This is a genomic window from Burkholderia sp. AU39826, from assembly GCF_020419965.1.
GTDB classification, from domain to species: Bacteria; Pseudomonadota; Gammaproteobacteria; order Burkholderiales; family Burkholderiaceae; genus Burkholderia; species Burkholderia semiarida.
In genome coordinates, this window is record NZ_JAIZQG010000003.1 from 109,382 (window position 1) to 122,554 (window position 13,173).

Genomic DNA, 13,173 nt, shown 5'->3' on the forward strand with positions numbered 1-13,173 from the left:
TCCGCGGTTATATCGGCGGCTGCGTTCGCGCCGTATCAGCGCTTGTATGCCTGCAGGCCCGGCTTGATCGTCTTGTCGTCGAGGAACTGCTTCAGCCCCTGTTCACGGCCGCGTTCCGGATCGCGCAGCTGCGCCTGGTCGAGCTTCGCATACAGGTAATCCTCGCACTGCTCCCACGTGAGCTCGCGCGAACGCTTGAAGCCGTGTTTCGCCGCGCGCAGCACGACCGGGTTCTTGTCCATCAGCCGCGCGGCGAGCGCGATCGTCGCGTCGCGCAGGCCGGCGAGCGGCACGCTGCTGTTCACGAGGCCCATCTCGGCCGCTTCCGCGCCGGTGAACGTGTCGCCGGTCATGATGTAGTGCAGCGCGCGGCGATGCCCGACGGTGTCCGCCATCGCCTTGCTGACGAGGTTGCCCGGCGGGATGCCCCAGTTGATCTCCGACAGCCCGAACACCGCTTCGTCGGCCGCGATCGCGAGATCGCACGCGACGAGCGGCGAGAATCCGCCGCCGAAACACCAGCCGTTCACCATCGCGATCGTCGGCTTGTTGTACATCCGCAGGCGGCGCCACTGCCATTCCGACGCGTCGCGGCGCACCTTTTCCTGCAGCGCGTCGGAGCCGCCGTCGATCTCGCGGAAGTATTCCTTCAGATCCATGCCGGCCGTCCACGCGGCGCCCGCGCCGGTCAGCACCAGCACCTTCGCTTCGTCGTCGAACTCGACCGCGTCGAGGACTTCCAGCATCTCCCGGTTCAACGTCGGGCTCATGGCGTTGCGCTTCTCCGGGCGGTTCAGCGTCACCCACGCGATGCCGGCCTCCACTTTCAGTTCAACGGTCTGCCAGCGGTTGTCGTACTTGCTCATGTCTGTTCCTGTCGTTCGTTCCTGTGCGATTCGGTGCGCAGCATCCCTGCTGCGGACGACTTCATTTAATATCAGGCTACCTGATATTGCAAGCGGCATGAGCGCCGGTGTAAACCCGGAGCGGAAAGCGGGAAAACGGAGGAATCGGGGAACGGTCAGCCGCCGGGAGGCGGGGAAGCGAAGCAGACGCGCGCCGCCCGGGCCGCGCGTCGTGAAGGGTCGGAGCCGATCAGCCGCGCAGGTTGCGCGAGAACAGTTCGAGCGCGCGCTGCACGTGCGCGGCGTCGTCGGCCGAGATGTCGCCGAGCATACGCATTTCGAGCGGGCGCAGCACGGCTTCGCATTCACGCAGCATCGCCGCGCCGGCGTCGGTCAGCTTCAGCAGGATGATGCGGCCGTGCGACGGGTCGGCTTCGCGCGTGACGAAACCGCGCGCGGCCATCACGCTCATCACCTCGTTCGCCGATTGCGGCGTGATCCACGAACGTTCGGCCAGTTGCGCGTTCGACGATGCGCCGCGCGCCTCGAGCACCGACAGCGCCGTGTATTGCGCGAGCGTGATGCCGAGCGGTGCGAGCGCGTCGGTCATGTGACGGCGCAGCAGCCGGTCGAGGCCGCCGATCACGTAGGTCAGGCGCTGCTGCACGCGCGGCTTCGGCTTGTCGCCCGGGGCGCGGGCGGCGCTTTTCGCGGCGTTCTTTACGGCGCCTGCCGTGGCGCTCGTCGCGGCGTTTTTCGGATTCGCGGGCTTGGTCGAGGTGGGACTCATGGCGCGTGCTGGATGGAATTGCGGGCCATCTTACCAGCAGGTCGGGGGCGAACGCATAGTAGCGATCTCACTCTCAGCGTACCTCCATGTTCTCAGTTTCCTCGTATAAGTACGAAATTATCGATCAACACACCAATTAAATTACCAAAAATAATCGATTGGCATATTTAAAATGGTTCGTCATTTCGCGATAAGGTATAAGAAGAGCATCATTTCAATCTTCACTGGGCGAAGTGCCCGTGATACTGGATCCAACAATGGCTAATATAGGACGAGATATTCAGATTTGCACCCCTCGAATCATTGCGCTAGCCATTCTCGTGTTTTTGGTGACTGGCCTTTCCATTCACATGACCAGGCCAAATTATGGCCAATGCGATTTTTTTTGAAAAAGAACTAAATGGGGGCAAGAAGGAATTTGGAGGCGTGGAATATTATGCAAAATTGTGCGGCGCGAATATTCGGAACGGACATGAAGTGAGACTTCAGCTTTTCGATGGGAGTGGAGAATTGCGCGCTCAACGCTATTTTTCATACTACGTAAATTCGGCAACCGAGCGAGAATTGGTAGATGGGGTGGGCGGGATCGTATATTACGATAGCTCAAGCAGTGATGTGATGCAGTTGCTTGCGATTCCGCCCACCAAATGGGATTGGATTCGCGCCCGATTACCTTTATTTTAATTGTGGTGATTGTGCGTGAAAGAAAAGCCCCCGAACCTTCACAAGCCAGGGGCTTTCATTTTTCTGCGTCACTTCATCCGGTACGCGTGCCCGCAAACCGCGCCGTCGGCAACCCCGCATAGCGCGTCTGCGCGACGAACACACCACCCGCGTGCGCATCGCCGGCCAGCGCGTCATCGCTCAGGTCAACACGCGCACTCGTCACATACAGCCTGCCTTCGCCATCGATCGCCACGCAGCTCGGCTGCGCGGTCGGCACCGCCACGCGGTCCGTCTCGACACCGTCGGCCCCATAACGCACCACCCTTCGCCCGCCCCACTGCGCGTTCCAAAGCCCGCCGTCGCGATCGACGATCGACCCGTCCGGATCGCCATCGGCATCGGTCAGCCGCGCGAACGGTCTCACGTTCGCGACATCGCCGCCCGCCCGGTAATCGCACACGAAAATCTCGCGCACCAGCGAATCGCAGAAATACATCTTCGTGCCGTCCGGCGAGAACCCGATGCTGTTCGCGATCGCGGCCGGCGGCAGCGCAAGCCGCTCCAGCGTGAGATCGGCATTGAGCCGATAAAACCCGCCGACCGCGCGCGGCGGATCGCCCCCCTCATCCTTCATCCCGAACACGAACGCGCCGAACGGATCGCAGCGTCCGTCGTTCAGCCGCGTCGGCAACTCGGGTTCGACGTCGACGATCCGCGTGAACGCGCCGCTGCGCAGATCGAAGAACGCAAGATGCGTCGCGAGCCCGACGAGCAGCACATCCGGATCGTCGGTCAGCGCGAAGCACGCGAGCCGTTCGGGCATCGCCCATTGCACGAGGTCCGAACCGTCCGCGCGGCAGCGCCACAGCTGCGCGCCTTCGATATCCACCCAGTACAGCGCGTGCGTCCTGTCGCACCACGTCGCGCCTTCGCCGAGCGTGTTGCGGCTGTCGGCCAGCAGCGTCGCCGACGCGGCCGGATGAGTCTGTTGCATGCCGTCTCCCGATATTCGTCGTATTTGCAGGCGGCCGCGCGTGGTCGACATCAGATCTTCATCGCGCGCCGCTGGTTGCGACGATACTGGTCGAACAGCACCGCGAGCAACAGAATTCCGCCGCGTATCAGATATTGGTAAAAGGTCGGCACGTTCAACAGGCTCATCGCGTCCTGCACCGAGCCCATGATCAGCACGCCGACCAGCACGCCGGAGATCGTCGCGACGCCGCCCGTCAGCGACACGCCGCCGAGCACGCACGCGGAGATCACGCCAAGTTCGAGGCCGACCGACGTCTTCGGATCGCCGAGGCTCATCCGCGACGCAAGCATCACGCCCGCGAAGCCGGTCACGAGCCCCTGCAGCACGAACACCGTGATCTTGATGCGCATCACCGGCAGCCCCGCGAGCAGCGCGGCCTCGCCGTTGCCGCCGACGGCCAGCACGTTCTTGCCGAACACCGTCTTGCGCAGCAGGAAGCCGAACACGACGAAGCCGACGATGTTGCTCCAGATCGGAAACGAGATGCCGAGGAACGACCCGCCGCCGAGATCGAAGAAGCGCTCCTCGGAGATCATCACCGCGTCGCCGTTCGACGTGATGAATGCGAGGCCGCGCACGACTTCCATCATCGCGAGCGTGACGATCAGCGAGTTGATCCGCCAGCGCGCGATCAGCACGCCGTTCACGAGCCCGACCGCACCGCCGGCGAGCACGCCGGCCGCGATGCCGAGCACGACGCTGTGCGTCGCGGTGATCAGCGTCGACGCGACGACGCCGGAAAACGCGACGATCGACGCGACCGACAGGTCGACCTCGCCTAACGCGAGCACGAACATCATCGTCACCGCGATCGAGCCGATCAGCGTGACCGACAGCAGCAGGCCCTGGATGTTGCGCGGCGTGAGAAAGTCCGGCACGGTCAGCGACAGCACCGCGAACAGCACGAGAAACACCATCACGATGCCGGAACGGTTGATCAGCTGCCACACGCCGCCGCGCGGACGCGCGGGCGTGGCCGCGGCGGCGGCATCCGGGGATGGGGAGGTACGTTGGGGTTGCATTGCCTGGCTCATATCAGTTGCTTTCCGGTTGACTGCTCGCCGCTAGCGCGGCAGCGCGAGCTTGATCAGCGCGTCGGGCGTCGCGTGCGCCTTGTCGACCTCGCCCGCGATCCGTCCTTCCTTCATCACGATGATGCGGTCCGACACGCCGATCACCTCGGCCAGATCGCTCGACACGAGGATCACCGTGCGGCCCGCTTCCGCGAGCTCGTAGAACAGGTTGTAGATTTCCGCGCGCGCGCCGACGTCGATGCCGCGCGTCGGCTCGTCCATCAGGAACACGTCGATGCGCTCGGCCAGCCAGCGCGCGATCACGACCTTCTGCTGGTTGCCGCCCGACAGCGCGCCGATCGGCGTGTCGCCGTCGCGGGTCTTGATCGCGAGGCGCTCGATGTATTTCTGCGCGAGCTCGCGTTCCCGCCGCCCGTCGAGCAGCACGCGCGCCGGGCTGAAATGACGGCGCACGCTGATGTTCAGGTTGTCGGCCACCGACGCGATCGCGACGATGCCCTCCTGTTTCCGGTCTTCCGGGCACAGCGCGATGCCGGCGCGCACGGCGTCGCGCGGGCTGCCGAACGCGACCCGCTTGCCGTTCAGCTCGACGTGCCCCGCGCTCGGGCGCGCGGCGCCGTACAGCAGCTTCATCAGTTCCGAGCGGCCCGCGCCGACAAGCCCGAAGAAGCCGACGATCTCGCCGCGCCGCGCGGTGAACGACACGGGCTCGGCGAGCCCCGGCCCCGTCAACCCTTTCGCCTCGATCAGCACGTCGCCGGCCGTGCGCGGCCGGTAGCCGTACACGTCCTCGATCGAGCGGCCGACCATGCAGCCGATCAACCGGTCGCGGTCGAGATCGGCGACGGAATCGAACGTGTCGATGCGGCGGCCGTCGCGAAACACGGTCACGCGGTCGCACAGTTCGTACACTTCCTCCATCCGGTGCGTGACGTAGATGATCGCGCGGCCTTCCGCGCGCAGCGCGCGGATGATCCGGAACAGTTGCGTGGTCTCGCGCGCGGACAGCGAGCTCGTCGGCTCGTCGAATGCGATCACGCGTGCGTCGCGCATCAGCGCCTTGCCGATCTCGATCATCTGGCGCTGGCCGATCGACAGATACTTCACCGGAATACCCGGATCGATATGCTCGCCCAGCCGCTCCAGCGCATCGAGCGCGCGCGCGGCGAGCGCGCGCTCGTCGACCACGCCGGCCCGGCTCGGCAATTGTCCGAGCATCAGGTTCTCCGCGACCGTCAGTTCGGGCACCAGATGCAGCTCCTGGTAGATGATCGCGATGCCGGCCTCGAGCGCCGCGCGGGTCGACGCGAAGCGCTGCACCGTGCCGTTCAGCGTCAGCGTGCCGGCCTGCGGCTGGTTCACGCCGGACAGCACCTTCAGCAGCGTCGATTTCCCCGCGCCGTTCTCGCCCATCAGCCCGTGCACTTCGCCCGCGCGCACCGACAGCGACACCGTGTCGAGCGCACGCACGCCCGGAAACGTCACGGTGATGCCGTCGAGCGCGAGCAGCGCGCCGCTCGGCGGCGTGCCCGCTTCGGCGCCGTGGCCGGCGGACGCGGCCGTCATCGTCTGCATCGTCATCGCGTTCTCGCCTCGCCCGCTCAGATGCCGAGCTCGGCGCGCACGGCCTGCCAGTTCGTGCGCGTCATCAGCTTGCCGCTCGTCTGCGTGTCGGCCGGCGGCACCTTGCCGTTGCGGATCCAGTCGACGAGGTTCTGCGTGCTGTCCTTGCCGTGGTTCGTCGAGCTGACCGCGATCGTCCCGTAGAAGCCGGTCGGCTCCTTCTTCTGGAATTCGGCGAACGCCTCGCCCGCACCGTTGATGCCGACGCCGATCACGTCGGCCGCCGGGATGTGCAGCTGTTCCGTCGCGCGCACCGCGCCGAGCACGGTTTCCTCGTTCAGCGCGTAGATCACCCATTTCTTCACGTTCGGATGGCGGGCGAGCACGGGTGCCGCCGCGCTGAAGCCGCCTTCGTCGTCGGTCGTCTTCTGCGGCGCGTCGAAGATGTTCTCCTTGCGGAAGCCGTTCGCGAGCAGCGCCTGCGTCGCGCCGTCGGTGCGCAGCTTCGCGGTCGGCAACTCGTAATTGGTGATCCGCAGCGCGCCGACTTCTTCGGGCTTCCAGCCGCGCCGCTTCATTTCGTCGGAGATCGCCTGGCCGACCTGGTTGCCGATCTTGGTCGCCGACATCCCGAGGTGCGGCACGTTCGGCAGCGGCTTGCCACTCGAATCGACGAGCTGGTCGTCGACGGTCACGAACTTCATGTTGTAGCGCTTCGCGCGCGACGCGATCGCCGGCCCGAGGCGCACGTCCGGCGCGCAGATCACGAAGCCCTGGGCGCCTTGCGAACCGAGGTTGTCGATCGCGGCCAGCACCTTCTCGCCGTCCGGCGTGCCGATCTTCACGACCGAGAAGTTCTCCTTCTGGCCGAGCGCGGACGCCGCGTTCTGCTCGTTGATGAACCACGCCTGCTCGGGCATCTTCACGAGGAAGCCGATCTTCAGCGGCGCGTCGGCGTGCGCGGCGCCCTGCATGCCGAGCGGCGCGATGCACAGCGCGGCCAGCAGCGCGCGCAGGGTATGTCGACGGATCGTGTGAGTCGTGCGGTTCATGTGGTGTCTCCTTTGTGTCGGCCGATGCCGTGATGTGTGTCCGTAATCAATCGTTCGTCGTGCGCGCCCGAGGCGGTGCGCGCACGCAGGTTCAGCGGCCGAACGCGTCGGTCTGCACGCGTCGGCCGAACAGGAAGGCGTCGGCGACGAGCCGCAGCGGCCGCACGTCGACGTCGCTTTCGCCACGCGCGATCAGCGCACGAAAGTGCGCATACAGCGCCGGATACTCGCGTTCGGGCCCGATCTCGACCGGCTCGCCCGCGATCGACAATTGCGCGCCGCCGCGGCTGATCGCGAGCACGCCGTCGGCCGTGTCGACCGCGATTTCCCATTGCTCGACCGGGCCGTGCCGCCAGTCGAATTCCGCGCGCACCGGCACGCCGTCGGTATCCGCGCAATCGAGTTCGGCCGCGATCGGCGTCTGCACGTCGCTCGGCACGATGAGCGTCGCCTCGCGCAGCACGAGCTCGCGCGGCAGGATCCGCGTGACGATCGACAGCGCGTTGATGCCCGGATCGAACACGCCGAGGCCGCCCGGTTCCCAGATCCACTGCTGCCCCGGATGCCAGCGCCGCACGTCTTCCTTCCAGCGCACCTGCACCGCGCGGATCGTGCGCGTTGCGAGCCACGCGCGCGCCGGTTCCACCGCGCTCGCGCAGCGCGAATGCCAGGTCGCGAACAGCGTGAGGCCGCGCTCGCGCGCCAGCGCGTCCAGCGCGGCCACTTCGCCGAGCGTCGCACCCGGCGGCTTCTCGAGCATCACGTGCTTGCCGGCCTCGAGCGCGGCGCGCGCCTGCGCGTAGCGCACCTGCGGCGGCGCGCACAGCGACACGGCGTCGAGCTCGGGCTCGGCGGCGAGCAGCGCGTTCAGATCCGGATAATTGCGCACGCCGTTGACTTCCGCGTGACGGCTCGCGCAGGCAGTCAACGCGAAGCCCGGTTCGGCGGCGATCGCCGGCAAATGCTGGTCGCGGGCGATCTTGCCGATCCCGATCACGCCCAGCGAAATTGGATTGCTCATCGTGCGTCTCTCCTTCGCGAATCGCTCAGCGCGCCCAGCGCAGCACGAGCGGATCGAGCCGGCGCGCGATCGCGAGCAGTTCCGCGCGCGTGTCCGGGTGCAGTTCCGGCATCGGATGCCGCGGCCGCTCGCACGCGATCACGCCGCCGGCGCGCATCAGCGCCTTCGCGGTGAGGATCCCGGACTGGCGGTTCTCGTGATTGATCAGCGGCAGCCACGTCTGGTAATGCGCGAACGCATCGTCGTGCCGGCCTTCGCGGAACGCTTCGAGGATCGGCCGGATGCCGTCCGGAAAGCCGCCGCCCGTCATCGCGCCGGTCGCGCCCGCATGGAGATCGGCGAGCAGCGTGATCGCTTCCTCGCCGTCCCACGGCCCCTCGATCGCGTCGCCGCCGAGCCGGATCAGCTCGCGCAGCTTGTTCGCGGCGCCGGGCGTCTCGATCTTGAAGTACGCGACCTGTTCGATCTCGCGCGCCATCCGCGCGAGGAACGGCGCGGACAGCGGCGTGCCGCTCGCGGGCGCGTCCTGGATCATGATCGGGATGTCGATCGCATCCGACACGCGCGCATAGAACTCGAAGATCTGCGCCTCCGGCACGCGGAACGTCGCGCCGTGATACGGCGGCATCGCCATCACCATCGCCGCGCCGAGCTGCTGCGCGCGCAGGCTGCGCGCCGCGCACACCTGCGTGCCGTAGTGCGACGTCGTGACGATCACCGGCACGCGGCCGGCGACGTGTTCGAGGATCGTGCGCGTGAGCACGTCGCGTTCGTCGTCGGTGATCGCGAACTGCTCGGAGAAATTCGCGAGGATGCACAGGCCGTCCGACCCCGCATCGATCATGAAGTCGACCGCGCGCTTCTGGCTCGCGAGGTCGAGCTCGCCGGTGTCGGTAAACGTCGTCGGGACGACGGGAAAGATGCCGCGATAGCGCGGCGTGCTGCTCGATGTCATGGTTCGCGTCCTGCTTCGGCCCGGTTGTCGCCGGCCGTCATGCGTTCATGGTTTCATGAAGCGCGGGCCGGGAAGGCCCACCATCGGCGGCGGCGCACGTCGCGCCGCCCGCCGCTCAATGCGAATGGCTCGGCACGTCCGCGCCGCGCGTGCCGACCAGGAAGTCGAGGTCGCACCCCTCGTCGGCCTGCAGCACGTGATCGATATACAGCCGCGCATAGCCGCCCTTGCCGAGCTGGCCGGCCACGCCCGGCGCCGCGGTCGGATCGACGTCCGACAGGCGGCGCTGCAGTTCTTCATCCGTGATGTCGAGATGCAGCGTGCCGGCCTCGCAGTCGAGTTCGATCCAGTCGCCGTTGCGCACGGCCGCGAGCGGGCCGCCCGCGGCCGCTTCCGGTGCGACGTGCAGCACGACCGTGCCGTACGCGGTGCCGCTCATCCGCGCATCGGAAATCCGCACCATGTCCTTCACGCCCTGGCGCAGCAGCTTCGGCGGCAGCCCCATGTTGCCGACCTCGGCCATGCCCGGATACCCGCGCGGCCCGCAGTTCTTCAGCACCATCACCGAGCTCGCGTCGATGTCGAGCGCTTCGTCGTTGATCGTCGCCTTGTAGTGGTCGAGGTTCTCGAACACCACCGCGCGGCCGCGATGCTTGAGCAGTTCGGGGCTCGCCGCCGACGGCTTCAGCACCGCGCCGCGCGGCGCGAGATTGCCGCGCAGGATGCGGATGCCGCCGTCCTCGATCAGCGGCCGGTCGAGCGGGCGGATCACTTCTTCGTCGTAGTTCGGCGCTTCGCGCACGTTGTCCCACAGCGACTTGCCGTTGACCGTCAGCGCGTCCGGGTGCGGCAGCAGCCCGCCTTCGCCGAGCCGGCGCAGCACGGCCGGCAGCCCGCCCGCGTAATAGAACTCCTCCATCAGGAAGCGCCCCGACGGCATCAGGTCGACGATCGTCGGCGTGTCGCGGCCGATGCGCATCCAGTCTTCCAGCTCGAGCGGCACGCCGATGCGACCGGCGATCGCCTTCAGGTGGATCACGGCGTTGGTCGAGCCGCCGATCGCCGCGTTCGTGCGGATCGCGTTCTCGAACGCCGCGCGCGTCAGGATCTTCGACAGCACGAGCCCTTCGAGCGCCATCTCGACGATCCGGATGCCCGACATGTGCGCGAGCACGTAGCGGCGCGAATCGACGGCCGGAATCGCCGCGTTGTGCGGCAGCGCGACGCCGAGCGCCTCGGCCATGCACGCCATCGTCGACGCGGTGCCCATCGTGTTGCAGGTGCCGGCCGAGCGCGACATGCCGGCTTCGGCCGACAGGAAGTGATGCACGTCGATCTCGCCGGCCTTCAGCGCTTCGTGCAACTGCCACACGGCCGTGCCCGAACCGATGTTCTTGCCTTCGAGCTTGCCGTTCAGCATCGGGCCGCCCGACACGACGATCGCCGGCACGTCGCAGCTCGCCGCGCCCATCAGCAGCGCGGGCGTCGTCTTGTCGCAGCCGGCGAGCAGCACGACCGCGTCGATCGGGTTGCCGCGGATCGCTTCCTCGACGTCCATCGATGCAAGATTGCGCGTGAGCATCGCCGACGGCCGCAGGTTCGATTCACCGTTCGAGAACACCGGGAACTCGACCGGGAAGCCGCCTGCTTCCGAGATCCCGCGCTTCACGTGCTCGGCGAGCTTGCGGAAGTGCGCGTTGCATGGCGTCAGTTCGGACCACGTGTTGCAGATGCCGATGATCGGCCGGCCGTCGAATTCGTGATCGGGAATGCCCTGGTTCTTCATCCAGCTTCGGTACATGAAGCCGTTCTTGTCGTTCGTGCCGAACCATTGAGCGGAGCGCAGCCTGGGTTTTGTTGCCGACATCGTCAGTCCTGTGGTGACGGGATACCGGCGCAGTCTAGGCAGAATTTTGATAACTGGCTAATGACGATTTAGGCGATTACGATATCGATTCCGATATCGATATAAACCCGTACGATGACCGAAGCCAGCCCGTGGGGCAACCGCGCCCGCCTGAAGACGCGCCAGTTGCTGCTGCTCGTCGCGCTCGCCGACGAAGGCAGCATTCACCGCGCGGCGGCCGCGCTGAACATGACCCAGCCGGCCGCGTCGAAGCTGCTGCGCGAGCTCGAGGAATCGATCGGCGCGGTGCTGTTCGAGCGCCTGCCGCGCGGGATGCGGCCGACCCTGTACGGCGACGCGCTGATCCGCCACGCGCGCGCGGCGCTCGGCAGCCTCGACCAGGCGCGCGAGGAACTGGCCGCGCTGAAGGCCGGCCATCTCGGCCACGTGGCGGTGGGCGCGATCACGTCGCCGGGCCTGCGGCTCGTGCCGCCGGCCGTGGCGGCGGTAAAGGGTACGCATGCGGGCCTACACGTGTCGGTCGAGATCGATACCAGCAACGTGCTGCTCGAACACCTCGCGCAGGAAAAGATCGACATCGTGCTCGGCCGGCTGTCCGCCGAACACGACAAGCTGCGCCTGCGCTACGAGCCGCTGACCGGCGAGTCGGTGGCCGCCGTCGTGCGGCCCGGCCACCCGCTGCTCGCGCACGCGCCGCTGGCGCTCGCCGACGTGCAACGCGCCGCGTGGGTCGTGCCGCCGGCCGGCAGCGTGCTGCGCCACCGCTTCGAGCTCGTGTTCCAGCGCGCGAGCCTCGCGCCGCCGGCGAACCTCGTCGAAACCTCGGCGCTGCTGTTCATCACGCAACTGCTCGAACAGAGCGACATGATCGCGGTGCTCGCCGAGGACGTCGCGCACTACTACGCGCGGCACGGGATCGTCACGGTGCTGCCGCTGGAGATGGATTGCCGGATGGACGATTTCGGGATCATCACGCGCACCGACCGGCTGCATTCGCCGGCGGTGGCGGTGATGGTCGAGGCGATTCGGGCGGCGGCGGGGGAGGTTTACGGCGCCGTGCTGTGACGGCGCACCCGCGGTTTCCTACTCCGCGGCAAACTCGATCACCGGCTCGCAACGAATCGGAAAATTGACCGAATTCGCGATATAGCACTTCGCATGCGCATCGTGATGCAGCCGCTCGGCGAGCGCGCGATCGTCGCCCGCCCGGATCGTCACCCGCGGGCGCAGCACGATTTCAGTGAAGCGCCCGGCTTCAGCGCTGTCGACCATCGTGCCTTCCGCGTGGTCGACGTAGGCCAGCACGCGGATGCCGGCCTCGGCGCACAGATGCAGATACCAGAGCTTGTGGCATGCCGATGCCGACGCGAGCAGCAGGTCTTCGGGGTTCCAGCGCGCGGCATCGCCGCGGAACGCCGGGTCCGACGAACCGGGGATATCCGGCTTCGAACCGGCCCGGATCACATGATCGCGGCCGTACTCGCGATAGCCGGACGTGCCGGTGCCGCGATTGCCCGTCCACTCCACCGCGACGCGATACCGGTGTTCGCCAGATGCCATTTCGCTCTCCATTGATGTTGGTTGCCCCACCGGGCCGAACGCCGTTGCGTGCAGCCCGTCGATGGTCGCCATTGTGGCACTGGATGGTCGTTTGGTATACCATTATACCAAAATTAGCGAACAGGCACGCATGGAAGCCAAACTCGACTCCACGGCGGACGCGATCGCCGCGTCGCTGCGCGACATGATCATCAACGGCGAGCTGGCGGCCGGCGAGCGGCTCGTCGAGCGCGACCTGGCCGAGCGGTTCGGCATCAGCCGGATCCCGATGCGCGAGGCAATCCAGCGGCTGGAGCGCGAAGGTTTGCTCGATATCTTCCGGAATCGCGGCGCGGTCGTGCGCATGCTGAGCGCATCGGACGTGCAGGAAATCTACGATCTGCGCGTGCTGCTCGAAGGCGATGCGATCTACCGCAGCGTGAAGCGGCTCGACGACGAAACGCTCGCGCGCGCCGAGCTCGTGCATCGGCTGCTCGGCGATGCAACCGCGCCGCGCCGGCAGGGCGAGCTGAACCGTGAATTCCACGCATTGCTGTATTCGTGCTGCGGCAACGCGCGGCAGTTGAAGTCGATCGCCGAACTGCGCGGCCAGGTCGAACGTTACGAGCGCCTGCAGGCCACGCTGCTCGCGGACACGCCGTCGTTCCAGGTCGAGCACGAAGCAATTCTGCAGGCATGTCGCGAACGCAATGCACGCGCGGCACGCGTGATGACGGTCGCGCATCTCGAGTCGGCAAGAAACATCGTGCTGCGGCTCGTCGAAGGCGGCTGAGGCGGCGCACGA

Annotated in this window: 13 protein-coding genes; 3 read left to right on the forward strand and 10 right to left on the reverse strand. The window is 66.8% G+C overall.

The window, feature by feature from the left end:
• Positions 1–35 precede the first annotated feature (35 nt).
• Together LGM42_RS09520 and LGM42_RS09525 are read right to left on the reverse strand one after the other, a co-directional pair.
• Complete coding sequence (locus LGM42_RS09520; protein WP_059581593.1) at positions 36–866, reverse strand: p-hydroxycinnamoyl CoA hydratase/lyase; 831 nt, start codon at positions 864–866, stop codon at positions 36–38.
• A 229-nt stretch (positions 867–1,095) separates the two neighbouring features.
• A complete protein-coding gene (locus tag LGM42_RS09525) occupies positions 1,096–1,635 on the reverse strand; it encodes a MarR family winged helix-turn-helix transcriptional regulator (protein ID WP_081083365.1) in 540 nt (179 codons plus the stop codon).
• Positions 1,636–2,001: 366 nt separating this feature from the next.
• On the opposite strand from LGM42_RS09525, the gene LGM42_RS09530 reads away from it, so the two are divergent.
• Positions 2,002–2,319: a hypothetical protein gene (locus tag LGM42_RS09530; protein WP_226232085.1), complete on the forward strand. Its 318-nt coding sequence runs from the start codon at positions 2,002–2,004 to the stop codon at positions 2,317–2,319.
• A gap of 73 nt (positions 2,320–2,392) precedes the next feature.
• On the opposite strand, the gene LGM42_RS09535 is transcribed toward LGM42_RS09530, so the two are convergent.
• The 7 genes from LGM42_RS09535 to LGM42_RS09565 all read right to left on the reverse strand — a co-directional run bounded on the left by LGM42_RS09535 (position 2,393) and on the right by LGM42_RS09565 (position 10,829).
• A complete protein-coding gene (locus LGM42_RS09535) occupies positions 2,393–3,295 on the reverse strand; it encodes an SMP-30/gluconolactonase/LRE family protein (protein ID WP_226232086.1) in 903 nt (300 codons plus the stop codon).
• A gap of 50 nt (positions 3,296–3,345) precedes the next feature.
• Positions 3,346–4,371, reverse strand: coding sequence for an L-arabinose ABC transporter permease AraH (gene araH, locus LGM42_RS09540; RefSeq protein WP_059581586.1), 1,026 nt, complete (start codon positions 4,369–4,371; stop codon positions 3,346–3,348).
• Positions 4,372–4,401: 30 nt separating this feature from the next.
• A complete protein-coding gene (gene araG, locus LGM42_RS09545; protein WP_059581583.1) occupies positions 4,402–5,952 on the reverse strand; it encodes an L-arabinose ABC transporter ATP-binding protein AraG in 1,551 nt (516 codons plus the stop codon).
• A gap of 20 nt (positions 5,953–5,972) precedes the next feature.
• Positions 5,973–6,986, reverse strand: a complete 1,014-nt coding sequence (locus tag LGM42_RS09550) for an arabinose ABC transporter substrate-binding protein (RefSeq protein WP_059581581.1) — start codon at positions 6,984–6,986, stop codon at positions 5,973–5,975.
• Positions 6,987–7,077: 91 nt separating this feature from the next.
• Complete coding sequence (locus LGM42_RS09555; protein WP_059581578.1) at positions 7,078–8,007, reverse strand: Gfo/Idh/MocA family protein; 930 nt, start codon at positions 8,005–8,007, stop codon at positions 7,078–7,080.
• Positions 8,008–8,032: 25 nt separating this feature from the next.
• A complete protein-coding gene (locus LGM42_RS09560) occupies positions 8,033–8,962 on the reverse strand; it encodes a dihydrodipicolinate synthase family protein (RefSeq protein WP_059581575.1) in 930 nt (309 codons plus the stop codon).
• A 115-nt stretch (positions 8,963–9,077) separates the two neighbouring features.
• Positions 9,078–10,829, reverse strand: coding sequence for an IlvD/Edd family dehydratase (locus LGM42_RS09565; RefSeq protein WP_059581572.1), 1,752 nt, complete (start codon positions 10,827–10,829; stop codon positions 9,078–9,080).
• A 114-nt stretch (positions 10,830–10,943) separates the two neighbouring features.
• Here LGM42_RS09565 and LGM42_RS09570 point away from each other — a divergent pair, with 114 nt between their 5' ends.
• On the forward strand, positions 10,944–11,894 hold the full coding sequence (locus LGM42_RS09570; protein WP_060317723.1) for a LysR family transcriptional regulator: 951 nt from the start codon (positions 10,944–10,946) through the stop codon (positions 11,892–11,894).
• Between the two features lie 18 nt (positions 11,895–11,912).
• On the opposite strand, the gene LGM42_RS09575 is transcribed toward LGM42_RS09570, so the two are convergent.
• On the reverse strand, positions 11,913–12,389 hold the full coding sequence (locus tag LGM42_RS09575) for an OsmC family protein (RefSeq protein WP_226232087.1): 477 nt from the start codon (positions 12,387–12,389) through the stop codon (positions 11,913–11,915).
• Between the two features lie 130 nt (positions 12,390–12,519).
• On the opposite strand from LGM42_RS09575, the gene LGM42_RS09580 reads away from it, so the two are divergent.
• Positions 12,520–13,161 (forward strand): GntR family transcriptional regulator, encoded by a 642-nt coding sequence (locus LGM42_RS09580; protein ID WP_226232088.1) that lies wholly within the window; start codon positions 12,520–12,522, stop codon positions 13,159–13,161.
• The last annotated feature ends 12 nt before the right edge of the window (positions 13,162–13,173 follow it).